The sequence below is a fragment of the Burkholderia sp. Bp9099 genome, from assembly GCF_003857805.1.
Taxonomy (GTDB): Bacteria; Pseudomonadota; Gammaproteobacteria; order Burkholderiales; family Burkholderiaceae; genus Burkholderia.
Genome location: NZ_QTPU01000001.1, coordinates 115,207 through 130,078, shown reverse-complemented (window position 1 = coordinate 130,078; position 14,872 = coordinate 115,207). Strand labels below are relative to the sequence as shown.

General features: G+C 63.9%; 11 protein-coding genes. 5 read left to right on the top strand and 6 right to left on the bottom strand.

The genetic code is table 11. The features are described from left to right. Window positions 1-795 precede the first annotated feature (795 nt). Together DIE17_RS00555 and DIE17_RS00550 are read left to right on the top strand one after the other, a co-directional pair. Complete coding sequence (locus DIE17_RS00555; RefSeq protein WP_124920624.1) at window positions 796-1,380, top strand: drug:proton antiporter; 585 nt, start codon at window positions 796-798, stop codon at window positions 1,378-1,380. Further along, window positions 1,377-2,951 carry a mannose-1-phosphate guanylyltransferase/mannose-6-phosphate isomerase gene (locus DIE17_RS00550; protein ID WP_124920511.1) on the top strand — a complete coding sequence of 525 codons (1,575 nt, stop codon included), beginning with the start codon at window positions 1,377-1,379 and terminating at the stop codon, window positions 2,949-2,951. Before DIE17_RS00555 ends, DIE17_RS00550 begins: the two co-directional genes overlap by 4 nt. Before the next feature lie 114 nt (window positions 2,952-3,065). Here DIE17_RS00550 and DIE17_RS00545 read toward each other — a convergent pair whose 3' ends face one another. Then, window positions 3,066-4,355 carry a right-handed parallel beta-helix repeat-containing protein gene (locus DIE17_RS00545; protein ID WP_124920623.1) on the bottom strand — a complete coding sequence of 430 codons (1,290 nt, stop codon included), beginning with the start codon at window positions 4,353-4,355 and terminating at the stop codon, window positions 3,066-3,068. Between the two features lie 434 nt (window positions 4,356-4,789). Between DIE17_RS00545 and DIE17_RS00540 the strand changes: the two genes are divergently transcribed. The 3 genes from DIE17_RS00540 to DIE17_RS00530 all read left to right on the top strand — a co-directional run bounded on the left by DIE17_RS00540 (window position 4,790) and on the right by DIE17_RS00530 (window position 8,534). Next, complete coding sequence (locus DIE17_RS00540) at window positions 4,790-5,839, top strand: glycosyltransferase family 2 protein (protein ID WP_124920510.1); 1,050 nt, start codon at window positions 4,790-4,792, stop codon at window positions 5,837-5,839. Between the two features lie 439 nt (window positions 5,840-6,278). After that, window positions 6,279-7,427, top strand: coding sequence for a glycosyltransferase (locus DIE17_RS00535; RefSeq protein WP_124920509.1), 1,149 nt, complete (start codon window positions 6,279-6,281; stop codon window positions 7,425-7,427). A gap of 27 nt (window positions 7,428-7,454) precedes the next feature. After that, a complete protein-coding gene (locus DIE17_RS00530; RefSeq protein ID WP_124920508.1) occupies window positions 7,455-8,534 on the top strand; it encodes a glycosyltransferase family 1 protein in 1,080 nt (359 codons plus the stop codon). Window positions 8,535-8,593: 59 nt separating this feature from the next. Here DIE17_RS00530 and DIE17_RS00525 read toward each other — a convergent pair whose 3' ends face one another. The 5 genes from DIE17_RS00525 to DIE17_RS00505 form a co-directional block, all read right to left on the bottom strand. Then, window positions 8,594-9,763, bottom strand: coding sequence for an acyltransferase family protein (locus tag DIE17_RS00525; protein WP_124920507.1), 1,170 nt, complete (start codon window positions 9,761-9,763; stop codon window positions 8,594-8,596). A 111-nt stretch (window positions 9,764-9,874) separates the two neighbouring features. After that, complete coding sequence (locus DIE17_RS00520; RefSeq protein WP_124920506.1) at window positions 9,875-11,305, bottom strand: MBOAT family O-acyltransferase; 1,431 nt, start codon at window positions 11,303-11,305, stop codon at window positions 9,875-9,877. Window positions 11,306-11,357: 52 nt separating this feature from the next. After that, window positions 11,358-12,278 carry an SGNH/GDSL hydrolase family protein gene (locus DIE17_RS00515; protein WP_185735350.1) on the bottom strand — a complete coding sequence of 307 codons (921 nt, stop codon included), beginning with the start codon at window positions 12,276-12,278 and terminating at the stop codon, window positions 11,358-11,360. Window positions 12,279-12,515: 237 nt separating this feature from the next. Further along, entirely contained in the window at window positions 12,516-14,297 is a 1,782-nt protein-coding gene (locus DIE17_RS00510; RefSeq protein ID WP_185735349.1) for an HAD-IIIC family phosphatase, read from the bottom strand. A gap of 217 nt (window positions 14,298-14,514) precedes the next feature. Continuing rightward, window positions 14,515-14,760 carry an acyl carrier protein gene (locus DIE17_RS00505; protein ID WP_059666713.1) on the bottom strand — a complete coding sequence of 82 codons (246 nt, stop codon included), beginning with the start codon at window positions 14,758-14,760 and terminating at the stop codon, window positions 14,515-14,517. Between the last annotated feature and the right edge of the window lie 112 nt (window positions 14,761-14,872).

Genomic DNA, 14,872 nt, shown 5'->3' with positions numbered 1-14,872 from the left:
CAAATACCACTTTTCCGCAAGATCGGCGCCTTCCATTGCCCGCGATTCTCGCTTGAATCGCGCAAATAATCCGGGAAGCGTTTTGCATCCGTGGATAATCGCGCCCCCCCTGCGACACCGCCATCACGCATCGAACGCGGGCGAACCGCGCGTGTTCGTTACAACATCGTAACGAAGCAGCCGGTCGTGCCGTCCGTCTCCTGACGCGATGCAGCATGGCGTCCATGCGTGTCGCGCCGCCAACGATCGCTGCCGACAGGCCGGCGCGAAGCGCACTGTGCTGGTGCGGGGCCGCATGCAGCGCGAAATCATCGGGCAGCGCACCGTCGCAAGTATGCGCGTGTTGGCCGGCGCGTCGAAACGATCGCGTCCGGATGAAGGATGCGCGCATCGCAAGGACATCGACGATGCGGCAGATGTTGGCCTGCGAGCAGCCGGTCGCGATGCGCGGCCGACCCGCCGTGAAGGATCGCAATCTCAAGTGCAGCCCCCGATTCTTCAATCGCGTTCGATGCGGGCTGCCCGCTGCGCGGTTCGCAGCGGACAGTCGCGACGAATCAATTATGGGAAAGCCGGCATGCGGCCACTGTGTGATACCGCACAGTGCCCCGCTCACGTCACGGCCCGTTTCGCGCCGCCGGCATCGCCCGCACGAAACGGACATAACGAGAGTGTGAGTATGCTTTCGAACAGACCGGCGCGCCCCGCATCCGCATCATGGACATCGGCGAGCCGCACCGGACAAACGCGTTCATGCGGCTCGGCGTGCTGAAGGCTTCACACGAGGACCGCATCATGGAATGGCATTGTTGTGAATTCGAACATCTGAGCGCCGTCGATCTCTATGCAATCCTGCGCTCGCGCAACGCAGTGCTGGTGGTCGAGGATGCGCATACGCATCTCGACATCGACGGCAAGGATGCGCATGCGCTGCACGTGTTCGCGTGCATGCACAAGGGTGACACGACGGAAGTCGTCGCCTACGCGCGCGTGCTGCCCGGCGACGACGCCGATCCGGACGTCGTGATCGACAAGGTGCTGACGAGCGAGGCATGTCGCGACGACCGCACCCTCGAGCAACTCATGCAGCGTGCGCTCACGGCCGCGCAGGCCGCATGGCCCGACGTGGCGGTGCGCACGCACGTTCCCGCGCAACGCCAGTCCTTCTACAAACGTTTCGGATTCCGCAAGGCCTACGGTCCCTATCTCGAACAGGGCGCGCCATTCGTCGGTCTCGTCCGGCCCGCCGACCGCGCCGCCGGCGCGCTGCGTCAGTTGCTGTCCCGGACCGTCTCGGCGCCGCGATCGCGCAACGAGGACACGCGCGTCGACGGCCGCGTACACAACCGGCTGCCCGCCGATACCGGAGCCAATCGATGAACGCCAACCTTCGCCCGGTTCCCGATCCCGAGTTGCCCTGCGTCCTGCCCGTCATACTCGCCGGTGGTTCCGGCACGCGCCTCTGGCCGCTGTCGCGCGAGCAGTATCCGAAACAGCTGATCGAGCTGACCTCGAACGAATCGCCGCTGTCGGCGACCGCGCGCCGCCTGAACGGCATCGCGAACGCGGCGCTCGGCGACACGCTGCTGCTGGTGTGCGGCGAACAGCATCGCATCATGAGCGCCGCACAGGTGCTCGGGCGCGCGGCGCCCGCCCGCATCCTGCTCGAACCGGCCGCGCGCAATACGGCGCCCGCGCTGACGCTCGCGGCGCTCGACGCCAGCGTGCTCGCGGACGATCCCATCCTCGCGGTCATGCCGGCGGATCACGTGATCGGCGACGTTGCCGCATTCCAGGAAGCGGTCGGCCGCGCGGCGCGCTACGCACAGGAAGGCGCGATCGTCACGCTCGGCGTGCTGCCGCGCCGCGCGGAAACCGGCTACGGCTACATCCAGGTCGGCGAGCCGCGCGCCGGCCTCCTCGGTGGACAAGGCGGCTATGCGATCGGGCGCTTCGTCGAGAAGCCGAACGCCGCGCTCGCCGAGCGCTACCTGCATTCGGGCGATTACTGGTGGAACAGCGGGATTTTCGTCACGCGCGCATCGACCTGGCTGAAGGCGATCCGCGCGCTCGCACCCGACATCCATGCGGCCTGCGACGCGGCATGGCGCGCGGGCACCGCCGAGCATCCGTTCTTCCGGATCGACGCGGCGGCCTTCGACGCGTGCCCGTCCGACTCGATCGACTACGCGGTCATGGAACGCCTCGCGGAGCACCCCGAACTCGGCATCGAAGGGATCGTGGTACCGCTGTCCGCAGGCTGGTCGGACGTCGGCACCTGGGATGCGATCTGGGAAATCATGCCGAAGGACGATCAGGGCAACGTCGCGCGCGGCCCGATCGTGTTCGAGGACACGCAGGACAGTCTCGTGCGCTCGGAGGGCCGGCTGATCGCGTGCGTCGGGATGAAGGACGTCGTCGTGATCGAGACGCCCGATGCGGTGCTGGTCGCGAACAAGCACGACGTGCAGCGCGTGAAGAACATCGTCGCGCGCCTGAAGACCGAGCAGCGCCCGCAGGCGAGCGAACACCGCAAGGTGCAGCGGCCGTGGGGCCACTACGATTCGATCGATCTCGGCGAGCGGTTCCAGGTGAAGCGGATCGTCGTCGAACCCGGCAAGCGGCTGTCGCTGCAGATGCACTATCACCGCGCCGAGCACTGGATCGTCGTGCGCGGCACCGCGAAGGTCACGCGCGGTAACGAGACCTTCCTGCTCAGCGAAAACGAATCGACCTATATCGCTGTCGGCGAGGTCCACCGCCTCGAGAATCCAGGCCGGATTCCGCTCGAGATCATCGAGGTGCAGTCGGGTGATTATCTCGGCGAAGACGATATCGTGCGGTTTGATGATCAGTATGGAAGGCCGGTCGTCGAGAACGCGCGGCAGCGACCGTCGCTCGCCTCGCGCGAACCGGACGAGGAAGCCTCGGAACGCAACGTCATCCGGTAAGCGCATGCGGATCGAGGCGGCGTGCGCGATGGCGATGCGCGCCGCCGCGCGAACAAGGGGTGGCCGCCTATTCGCCGCATGGCGTCGCCGACCGGCGGCCCACGCGACGCACGATCAGTCGATGCCGCCTTGCGACCAGCGCGCTTGCCTGACCGATTCGCGCACGCGCGGCAACAACGACGTATCCGCGCCGATCGCGTCACCTGCCGCCGACAACGGCTGACGCGCGGCCGCACACGGCGCGCCCCTCGCCTGCCCTCCCGACGCCCCCGCCGGTCGGCCGGTCGCGCAATCGTGCGCGGGGTCGACCCGGACCGGCATTCCGCCGATCCCCGACAGTTGATTGTCCGCGAGCCGCACACCCGACACGTTTCCCCACAGGCGAATGCCGTCGAATCGCGCATGCGACACACGGTTGCCGATCACGGTCACGCGCGACACCGAACCCGACCACGTGCTGACCTCGATCGCCGCCTGCTGCGTGACCGGACGAGGATCGGCCCGGCCCGTCGCTGTCTGGATATCCGCGATCGAGTTGCCCTCGATGCGGATGTCGGACGAGCCGGCAGTTCGATTGCTGTCTTCCTGCGCGACGAGAATGCCCGAGCTCACCTGTACGTTGCGCACGATATTGTTCGAGATAGTGACGTTCGCACCGCCGACCACCGTGATGCCCCGGCCCCACGGGTTGCCCTCCAGTGAGTTGCCGGTAATCAGCACGTTGCGCGTCAGCACGCCTTCCGCCTGGTAACTCACGACGGCGATCATGTCGTCGCCGGTCCCGCGCACGACGTTGCCCTGCACGAGCACGTTGTGCGAGCCGTGCGTCATGTGAATGCCGTCGGCCAGCGTCGACAGCACCTCGTTGCCGACGATCGCGACGTCAGCGCCGCCGAACACGAAGATCCCGCCGCCCGCGCCACCGTCGATGACGTTGTCGAGCACCTGCACGCCGCGCCCCGTCACCTCGACCTTCGAAGACTCCGGCGTCGTGAGGCGTGTCGTGCCGGTTCCGGTGAGCCGAAAACCGACGAGCGTCGTACCCTCGCCGCGCATCTCGACCGTCTGGTCGCCGGGGGTTGTCGCGATCAGCGTCGCGCCGTAGCCCGACAACACCACATTCCGCTGCCGCACGACCAGCGACCGGCCGACCACATACCGCCCCGGCGCGAACACCAGTCGCTGGCCAGGCTGCAACGCGTCCAGCGCATGTTGCAGCATGTCGGCCTGATCGGCCGCGTCCGCAGCGGGACGAACGTACGCATCCGGTACAGCCGAATGAAACGCACCAGGCGCAGGCGTGCCGGATGCCGCCGCGGCACTGCCCGGCCAAGCCAGCCCGCCTGCCACGCACATCGCGGCAAGCGCCGCACGCGCAAGAATCGGGCCGTGTGATCTATGCATGTCGAGTCGACTCCCTGGAATGACTTCGCGCGCGTCCGCCGGCGCGCCCGAATCGCTGCATGCCGGCCGAGTTGTCGGCCCGCGATACCGCCGAAACAGGCGGTGTACTACGTTCGATTGGATCATTCGAACCCGCCGCGTTTCAGTGCGTCAACAGACCAATACATCCCGCCTGCGCGGCGGATCCGACATGCCGTTGACGATTCATCGCGCTTCCAATGAAGCGAATCGCGGAACGGTAGGCTCGCGAACCGAGTGCCGGTCTGCGACACGTATCATGGCCACCATGCGACGCGACCGTGCGCCGGGATCGACCGACAGCACCGGTCGCACCCGATCCCGCGTCGCGGTCTCGGCGTGCCGTGCGCCGGGGCACCGAACCCTGCCCGCCGGGCCCCCGGATCGTCCGCACTTCGCTCGTCCAGAATCCGTTCATGACCGACCTGACCATCGCAATCTGCAACTACAACCACGGCGCATACCTGCGCGACGCGATCGATTCGGCGCTCGCGCAGGGCGCGCACGGTGTACGCGTGCTGGTCGTCGACGACGGTTCGACCGACGATTCGCGCGACATCATTCGCTCGTACGGCGAGCGCGTGACGGCGGTGTTCCAGGAGAATCGCGGTCAGGTCGCCGCATACAACCGCGCGCTCGAACATGTCACGACGCGCTACGTGATCCTGCTCGACGCTGACGACCTGCTCTATGCCGACGCCGCGGCCCGCGTGCTCGCCGCGTTCGCGTCCGGCGACTTCGTGAAGGTGCATTTCCGGCTCGACGTGATCGCGCAGGACGGTGCAATGACCGGGGCGAGCGTGCCGCAGTCGGCCGTCGACACCGATTGCGGCCGCCTGTTGCGCGCGGGCTGGCTGTACCCGTCGCCGCCCGCATCGGGCAACGCGTATCGGGTCGATGCACTCAAGCGCATCTTTCCGGTACCCGTCACCCCGGACAACCTGCATGGCGCGGATTTCTATGCGATCTACGGTATCGCGTTGCTCGGCGCCGTACACATGATCGATGCAACGCTCGGCGGCTATCGCGTCCATCAGCAGCCGGGGACGCGCCCGTCCGCCGACACGCCGGCCCTCGCCCTCACCAATTCGGAAGACGCCGCGACAGGCGCGCTGAAAGCCGAACGCCGATGGGCGACGCTGCGCATGCTTGCCGGCACGCGGCTGCACGAAGCATTGCCGATCGCGCCGCTCGACTTCGCGATCGAGAAGGCCCGCTTCGCAAGCACGCTCTATCACGCCCCACTCGTGCGGCGCTGGCGCTGGTTCCTGTGCGAATCCGGGCGCTACTGGCAAACCGTGCTGCGCAATCCGTTCTGGGGGCCCACCAAGAAAACGGCCGTGGCCGGGCTGTCACTCGCATGCTTGCTGCCGTCGGCAACGCTCAGCAACCGTGCGATTCGCTATATCTCCAATCCGCTCGCGCGCGTGCGGAAGTCGTCCGGCCATCACGCCGACGCTCGATAGCGTCGCCGAGTCGCGCCTTCGGTAAGCCATCGCACCCAGCGGGTCGCGCATGCGCTGCACAATGATCCGGACCAGTGGATTCACGCGCACTGACCGGATTTCGTCGTTGTCTCGTCTCCAGTCGTCGTAGTCGAACGCCGGTATCCGATGTTCGGAGGAATCGAGCCGACACGTAGAACGCGGCATTGATTCGTCACGCTGCGTCGTGTTCGGCACGTTCCGGCAACGTCGACCCGATATTCCATCGGCGGAAACCATCCGGCTGCCTCGTCAGCTCGAACAAGCGACTGCGACAGCAGGATCCAATGGCCACGGCAGCCATGCATTTATCAATCAGGAATGCATAGTTTAATGAACTCGACACCGAGACAACACGATTCGCGGGCGGCTCATCGTCACGACGGGCGATGAATGTGCGATCGGATCGCTAGACCGAAAGATGACCCAAGAAAAGATCGTTCATATCGCCGAAGCGTTTGGTGGCGGCGTGCTTTCGATGCTGACCCATCTCGCCAACCATGCCGCGGCGACCGGCGTCGACGTGACGGTTCTGCATTCGATCCGACCGGAAACCCCGACCGATTTTTCAACGCTGTTCCTGCCTGACGTGAAGCTCGTGTACGTCGACATGGCGCGCGAGGTAAGCGTCAAACAGGATCTGCGGAGCTTGCGTGCGCTGGTCCGCAACCTGCGCGACTGCAAGCCGACCGCGATTCATCTGCACTCGTCGAAGGCCGGCGTGCTGGGGCGAATCGCCGCCCGGATCGCCGCCCCGAATGCGAAGGTCTTCTACTCGCCGCACGGACTCTCGTTCCTGCGCCGCGACGTGTCGCGCATGAAGCAGTACGCCTATCTGAGCTTCGAGCGCATCGCGGCGCACATCGGCGGAACCATCGTCGCGTGCTCCGGCAGCGAACTCGCCGAGATCCGGGGAAAGGTCCGGGCGAAGTCGGCAGTCCTGGTGGAAAACGGCGTCAATGCGGCTGAGATCCCACCGCGTCGAACGCGCGACGATCGCAAGGTCGTCATCGGGATGAGCGGCCGGGCGTCGTTCCAGAAAAATCATGAAGCATTCGTGCGCCTTGCCGACACGCTGCACGGCGCGGACGTCGAGTTTCTCTGGATCGGCGGCGACGCCGCCGAGATTCCGGACCCCGGCCAGCGCCGGGCAGTCGTCTGCAGCGGCTGGGTCACCCGCGCACGCGCGCTCGCGCTGACGTCGGAACTGGATATCTACGTCCAGACCTCCCGATGGGAAGGCATGCCGGTCGCGTTGATCGAAGCGCAGGTCGCCGGCATACCGGCCGTGGTGACGGATGTCGTGGGCAATCGCGACGTGGTGATTCACGGCGTGACCGGCTATGTCGCGTCGAACGCCGACGAGATGGCCGCATATCTGACCCTGCTGCGCGACGACCGGCAGCTTCGCGAGGAAATGGGCGCAACTGCCCGGCAACGGGCGATTCAGCGATTTTCGATGAACGCGATCTTCCGTCAGTGGCACGCCCTTTACGGACTCGACACCGACGGGGCGCGAGTCGACACGCACGACTTCAAGCCGGTTGTTCCCGATCACGTCAAAGCCTGATTCCGATTTCGACATCCCCTTATCGACATGATCGCTTTCAAGAAACCGAAGCAACTCGTATACAACGGCCGATTCACCACGCAGAAGACGACCGGCGTGCAGCGCGTCGCGCGCGAGCTGATCGCCGCACTGATCAAGTTTCAGCCTCAGGATCCGGTGACCGTGCTGGTGCCTCCGCAGCCCGGCGTCGAGGTAAGCGGTGCGAGGACGGTCAAGGTCGGTTTTTACAAGGGCGTGGTCTGGGAGCAGCTGGTGCTCCCGCTGTTCGCTCGCCGCGGACGCATCGTCAATCTCAGCAATTCGGCATCCATTTTCATCGGCAACCAGATCATCTACATGCACGATGCGGCGGTGTTCGACACGCCCGCGCATTTCTCCCGGCCATTTCGCGTGTGGTACCGGATCATGTTCTGGATCCTGGCGCGAACCTCCGTTTGCGTGCTGACCAACTCCTATTTCTCGCGGGATCGCCTCGCGCATCACTGCGGCGTCTCCGCGGAGAAGATCAGCGTCGTGCCGCTCGGTGCGGATCATCTCGATGCCCTGGAAGCGGACACGAGCGTGCTCGACAAGCATGCGCTGACGCCCGGCCGCTTCGTGCTCGCGGTCAGCAGCATGAATCCGACCAAGAACTTCGGGCGGCTGATCGCGGCATTCCGGCAGATCGACGATCCGTCGGTCGATCTCGTCATCGTCGGCATGCAGAACGCCACCGTGTTCGGCAAGCAGGATCATCTCTCGGCATCCGAGCCGAACATCAAGTACGTGGGCTACATCAGCGACGAGCAATTGAAGGCGCTGTATCAGAACGCAGCGTGCTTCCTTTATCCGTCGATCTACGAAGGTTTCGGCATACCGCCTCTCGAGGCGATGCGCTACGGCTGTCCGGCGGTTGTCGGCAAATCGGCCGCACTGCCGGAAGTCTGTGCCGATGCGGCGCTGTACTGCGATCCGTTTTCGCAGGACGACATCGCGCAGAAATTGCGGAGCCTGCTCGATTCCGCCGAGCTCAGGGCCGAGCTCAAACGCAAGGGAAGCCTGCACGCGGAGAAATATCGCTGGAGCCGAAGCGCCGAGATGATGACGGAGATCTTCGAGGGGCTGTAAGAGAAACTCCCGCATTCCGGCGCCGCAACGACGCCGGTGTGCTCCTCGAACTGCTCCGGTTACCCGACGTTGACCGGGTTGCCGGTCGCGGCCCGATGATTTCCGAACATGCGCTTGCCCAGATACGACCTGATCGGTTCTTCAACAAATTTCGCCAGGATGGCGGCGGACACGATCGAAAGAGACGCGGCGATCATCGCGGTTCGGACAACGTGGATGTCGGCCTGTGGCGCATACGCGAACACCAGCCTTCCGATCGGATAGTGCACGCAATAAAGCGGATACGAGATCCAGCCGAGGAACGCGCTGAGCCTTGCAATCGTCTTGCCGCTCGGCGCGAGCATGGCCCCCCGGTAAACCAGCGCAGGTGCGACGAACAGCAGGATAGCCACTGAATACATCCCCTTGATCGACGACGGAAACGCGACGACCAGCAGGAAAACGACAAACAGCATGTAGTCGTTCTTTATGAGCCTGGCGACGAACCAATGCGGCTTCGCCGGAAGATCCGATTCGTACATCTTTCCAATCGCGATGCCCAACAAGAACCCGTAGCCCACCCTGAAGAAGCCGCCGATGAAGTTATCCGCCGCCCAGCCCTGGTTCATCATGATCGCCAGCTTGGCGTTATCGAGACTGGCAAGGAACCCATATACGAGGAATGCGACGAGACAGGCGTAGGCCCATCTCGACAGATTCCGCGCGGTCGTCTTGATTGCCGCGATCAGGATGACGCTCGCGAACAACTCGAAGAACAGCGACCAGGCAGGCGGATTCAGCGGGAATACGCCAGGATCATTGACGGACGGCAAGCTGTGATTCGCCGCGCCGACGAAACCCGACACCGAAAAGCGACCGAGGTATGGAACGAGAAAAAAATTCTGGCCGGTGGCGGCCGCCAGGTTGCCCAATGAGAACCGGGCGCACGAATTGGCCTGCATGACGATCAGGCTCGCGAAGCCGATCGCGAACCCGATGAAAATCATCGGGTACAGGCGTATTAACCTGCGCTTCAGATACTCGCCACGCCATGCGTCCTGGCGTAATCTTTCACCATAGGAATACGAAAGAATGAAGCCGCTCAGCATGAAAAACATGTCGACGGAAAGATAGGCACCCTGCAGGATCGTGCTCGATAGTTCCTGCAGGAAATGCATGAACATCACGCTTATCGCAGCGATGCCTCGCAAGCCGTCCAGGATTTCGAACTTCTGCTTGTGACTGGCCATGAAAGTGAGTGGCTCCGGGAAATATCGATCTTGCAGGTTCGGCGCGCGTCGGCGCACACTTCAGGTTTCCGGTGACCCGGCACCCTACGATCGCCGTGCCGCCGCCGCGGGTCAGAAAGTCTTGTAGACGATGTCCGGCGCGGGCGAATCGGAAATGACCAGCACCAGCACGGTCACGACCGCCAATACCGTGCACCACGAGGTACGGGCGTAACGCGACAGGAACAGTCCGGCCATGCCGCCTTGCGTCACACGCTCGTATACCGCGTTGAGCAAGGCAAGCGTCACCGTCGCGCCCACGAATACCAGCAGCCATACGAACGCGACGAGCGCCGGGCCGAGCGTCGTCGCGATAGTCTGGATTTCGCTCCAGGTCGACCAGAACCACAACAGGCTGAATGCGAAAAACGTGAACGTCAGCCCGCGCGCGCAATGGGCGTAGAGCGGCGTGTTGCACAGCGCGACGTACCGTTTCTTGCCAAGCCATTTGGTCATGCGGATCTGATACAGCTTGTTGACGCTGACGCCCCCGCCCTGCAGGACACCGAAGAACAGAAACATCGACGTCTGCCCGTGCCACGCGCCGACCAGGAAGAACGTCACGAAGAACGCGACGACACCCAGATACGGCTCCAGTGAGCGCGACGGAAAGCGACGCATGAGTGTCATCAGCAGCGGGTTGTATACGTAGGTCTTGAGCCAGCCGGAAAGCGTGATGTGCCAGCGACTCCAGAATCCGATGAAGTTGGTCGACGAGAACGGCCGGTCGAAATTCTCCGGCAGTGAGATCCCGAAGAAGCGCGCGACACCGACGACCGTGTCCGTGTAGCCGGAGAAGTTGAAATACAGATAGACCGGGTAGATCGCGGCGATCGCCAGCCCGGTCAGCATGCGCTCGCCGAGCGGTTGCATCGGCGACAGTTGCGCAAGCGCCTGATGATGGAGGTGCGACAGTGCCGCCGACACGATCGCCACCTTGAAGAATCCCACGATGATGCGCTCGAGCGCGACGCCGTAGTCGATTGCATCCGGTCCCGGCCGCTCGCTCGTCTGCGTCACGCTGTAATCCTGAAAGCGTTGAATCGGCCCCGACACGAGCGACGTGAAGTTGAGCACGTAATTCAGATACACCACCGGCGTCACGCGAACCGACAGGCCCGGACTGCGAGCGTCGATGATGAGATGGAGCATCCGGAAAAAGATGTAGGACACGCCGATCGTCGCGTAAGGGTGCGACAGCAGCAACGCGGACGGCACGAACGTATAGCGTTTGAGCCAGAAGAACAGCGCGATCACGATCGCAACGATCGGCGCGAACGCAGCCAGCCACTGCTTCGTTTGCATGCCCCGGACGCTCAGATAACCGACGAGCAGGAATGCGGCGAACGGAATCCACGCGACCGGATCGCGGGAAAACGTCGCCAGGAACAGCAGATTGACGACGAGAAATACCGCGTTTTGCCAGGTCAGCGACCGAGACAGGTTGAAGATCAGCGCGGCGACGGCTGCAAAGGCGAAGAACTGGAAGGATGGAATATTCATCGGGCGGCCTGAAAACGGTTCGAAACGATGGCGGCGGCATGCGCCGCCAGGTTCAATGTGACCCGCATGCCGACAACGCGGGTGCCCCGCCGGCGGTAAGCGCCGTCACCATGCTTCGCGCGACAACGCGCGCGCCGGCGGCGTTCAGATGGTTGTCGACCGGATAGTAGTAATCGGCCGGGTTCGCCGACTGCTTCAGGCTCGAGGCCAGATCGATGTAGCGCATGCCGTGCTTCGCGGCGATTTCGGCCATCGCGTGATCGAGCGCCAATGGATCGATGCCCGTGGGCAGCGATTTCGCGGCCAGGAGCCCGGCCTGCGTCCGTTGCGGAATCAGCATCAGCGCCACCGGCACGCCCGTCGCGCGAAACCTGTCCGCGACCGTTTCGGCCACTTTGTCGAACGTCTCGAGCCGCTCGCGCCAGGCGGTCGAAAATGGCGGCCGAAGGAAATCGGCCTTGTCGCCGTATTTCAGATACATCGGCACCTGAATGTCCGGATTTTCGAACATGTAGTGCTGTGCGACGGCGACGGCACGGCTGCCGCTCAGCCAGCCCTTGGCACGCGCCATCAGGTCGCTGCGCGGTTCCGGCGCGAAGGTAGCCGCGCGCGCATCCGCGACGTCCGGCAGATTGATCTTTTCCAGATCGAACGGCGCAACCGTGAGTACCGCTGCATCCGGCTGCAAGGCCAGCGCCGGTCCGATCCGGTTCAGCACCTTGCGGAACGGCAGTTCGTAGACACCGAGATTCTGGACCTCCACCGGTGCACCACACATCCTGCTCAGGTCATGTTCCGCCAGCGCCGCGAACGATTGGTCGTACGGGAGGCTCGTGCCTTCGGCAAACGACGTGCCGAGCAGCGCAACGCGTCGCGTACCGGCCGGCTTCGGTCCGCAACCCTCGGTCGAGCGGAAACCGCAAGCGTTGTAGTGGTAAGTGATCCACGGCGTTTCCGGAGTCTTGACCGTCATCGTGCAGTTCGGGACGTTGCGCATGCCCTCCCTGGCATCGGCCACATGGCATTCGCCCCCGCGCGTACCCGCGCTCCAGATCGCCCTCGTCGCGAATTCGGCGGCAACGAAAAGGCAGACCACCGTCGCCACGACGATCAACGGCAGCAATACATAGTCACGGCGCGGCAGCTTGCGAGAAGCCGCAACGTCATCCGTCTCGCGCAACGACGTGAGTGATACGGTGTTTTTCATGATTCAGGCGGCAGCAATCGTATCGAAACCCGCCCGCGTCACGGCGAAATGACCCGGCGCGATCTCGCGGTCGCTGGCCATTTCCCAGACCGTCGTGCCGTCCGGCTCTTCGCTCACGGCTTCGAAACCGAGCTTCGCATAATGATCCTTGACCAGCGCATTGCGGTCGGTCGGGATATAACGCCCGATCACGCGCGTGACATCGCGCTGGCGCGCATGCTGCAGCACTTCGCGCAACACCATCTGCTCGACCTGGCGCCCCAGCACGCGGCAGCTCATCAGCCACGAATCGATCTGCCAGGTACTCGGCGCACGTTCGTCGGGCCGGCAAATCACGACCGAGATCATGCCGTTGTCGCCGAACGTATCCGTCAGGCGAACCTGCAGCGTGAAAACCCGCCCGTCGCCTTCGAGCGCGTGGATCTCCGCGTCGGTATAGCGGCGCGTCGTCAAATTGAACTGGTTCGACTTGTTGATCAACTGAACAATGCGTGCCCGTCCGGTATCGTCGAACGGTGCGAAATCGATCTTCATGTCGAGCGAACGCAGGTACGCATCCATGTCGCCGGCCTGACTGCGCAGCGCCACGCGGCGCGCATTGTCCTGGTACATGTCGGCGCGCTTCTGATCTTCCGGCAAGAACGCGAGGGACTCGAAATAGCCCGCGGCGGCAAGGGTCCGCGCGTACAGCGAAGGATCATCGGGCAACTCGGGAACGGCGACTTCGGGCAACGTCGTACGGACCAGATTCCGCTCGACCGGATTGTCGTCGAGGAACACCATCGAATCGATACCGAGCGACAGCTCGTCGGCAATCGCGCGAATATTGGTAGCCTTGTCGTTCCAGTTGGCCTGGAACACCGCAAAGTGTTGCTCACGCAACAGCATTTCAGGGTGCTTTTGAAACGGCAGCCGCGCCGTATCGTCGTTGTTCTTCGACGACACCGCGAGCACGATGCCGCGCGCCCTCAGCGAAAGCGCGAGCTGCTGTACAGCGAGATGGGCTTCACCGACCGCATCGCCCTGCGCCACCTTGATGCCTTTGAGCAAGTCGTCGCCGATCACCCCGCCCCAAAGGGTGTTGTCGAGATCGAGTACCAGCACACGCCGGCTCTTGCCGCGCGCCGCGCCCAGCAGCCGGCCCACGTGATCCGCATAGAGCGGCACGTAGTCGCCGGCAAACGGATACTTGGCCAGATTCCATTGGGCGGGCGAATGCCAGTTCGCCAGTCCGACCGTCCCCGCGACATGCGCAACGTCGAACAGGATGTCGTTCGATTCCGCCACACGCTGCGCGAGCGCTCGATTGAAACGTTCGACGAGATTGAGCGGCGTGCCGGCAATCAGCGCATCCCGATTGCCGAACAGCGTGTCGGACGGCGGCGCGAGCGTCTGGACGATCGACGGCGCATTGCCGTGCTGCCTGAAGCCGGCCCGCAGTGCATCGATCTGATCCAGTGCCGCAGCCACGCTGTGCTGCGCCGCTTCCTCGTCGCCCGGTTGCGCGTTGAGCGGCAACCCACGGTAGTCCAGGGCCACCAGCACGGCATCGACTTGCGCGCGATTGATCGTCGAATCCGGCGCAAGGGCTTCCTGCATGACCTGCCCGTAGTGCCCCGACACGATCTCCAGCGCGACGCCATGACGCGCGGCGCTGGCGACGAGCGGCAACACGAGATGATCGAGCGTGCCGTTGCCGACCAGCCCGAGCCGGAACGGCGTGAGCGGCGCGAGCGTGCGCCCCGCACCCTGCAAGGCAACGATCGCGCGCCCCAGCTTGATCAACTGATTTTCGCCGAGCGCGCAGTTGGCCAGTTGGCGTAAGCGGCGGCCCAATCCGGCACCCGGATCATCGTCGATCGATTCTACGAGCGTGCGGCATCGCGCGGAGAAATCGTCAGGCGGGCGCGGCAACCAGGCCAGCGCAGTGTACAAATCATCTTTCATCGAAGGGCGCTCTCGGCAAAGCGGGTTCTGGACGGGACATGCGGGCCGACCTGCATCATGCGGCGTGGCGCTTGCTGATCAGATCTGCAAATTCACCGACGTTCTTGAGGCCGGAAATATCGGCTGCGGCAAGCTTGATTCCGAACGCGCGCTCGACGCTCAGAACCAGGCGGATATGCGACAGGCTGTCCCAGCCGTCGACGTCAGCGGCGGTCAGTTGAGGCGTTGCCACCAGCTCGTCGTCGTCGAATACGTCCCGCAATACATCGGTCAACTTGGCATAGACGGCAGATTGGCTCACGGCGAAGGCATCCTTTGACGTAGGGAAAAATGAACGATGCGATGTGCTCGGTCGAGGTTGTTCGCGTGCAGGTCATCGCATTGCATCGGTCAGCGGTCCGTGGTTCGTGGTC

Excerpts from the sequence above, each read along its gene's own strand:
- DIE17_RS00555 (WP_124920624.1), top strand. The coding sequence starts at position 796 with ATGGAATGGCATTGTTGTGAATTCGAACATCTGAGCGCCGTCGATCTC.
- DIE17_RS00550 (WP_124920511.1), top strand. The coding sequence starts at position 1,377 with ATGAACGCCAACCTTCGCCCGGTTCCCGATCCCGAGTTGCCCTGCGTC.
- DIE17_RS00545 (WP_124920623.1), bottom strand. The coding sequence starts at position 4,355 with ATGCATAGATCACACGGCCCGATTCTTGCGCGTGCGGCGCTTGCCGCG.
- DIE17_RS00540 (WP_124920510.1), top strand. The coding sequence starts at position 4,790 with ATGACCGACCTGACCATCGCAATCTGCAACTACAACCACGGCGCATAC.
- DIE17_RS00535 (WP_124920509.1), top strand. The coding sequence starts at position 6,279 with ATGACCCAAGAAAAGATCGTTCATATCGCCGAAGCGTTTGGTGGCGGC.
- DIE17_RS00530 (WP_124920508.1), top strand. The coding sequence starts at position 7,455 with ATGATCGCTTTCAAGAAACCGAAGCAACTCGTATACAACGGCCGATTC.
- DIE17_RS00525 (WP_124920507.1), bottom strand. The coding sequence starts at position 9,763 with ATGGCCAGTCACAAGCAGAAGTTCGAAATCCTGGACGGCTTGCGAGGC.
- DIE17_RS00520 (WP_124920506.1), bottom strand. The coding sequence starts at position 11,305 with ATGAATATTCCATCCTTCCAGTTCTTCGCCTTTGCAGCCGTCGCCGCG.
- DIE17_RS00515 (WP_185735350.1), bottom strand. The coding sequence starts at position 12,278 with ATGACGGTCAAGACTCCGGAAACGCCGTGGATCACTTACCACTACAAC.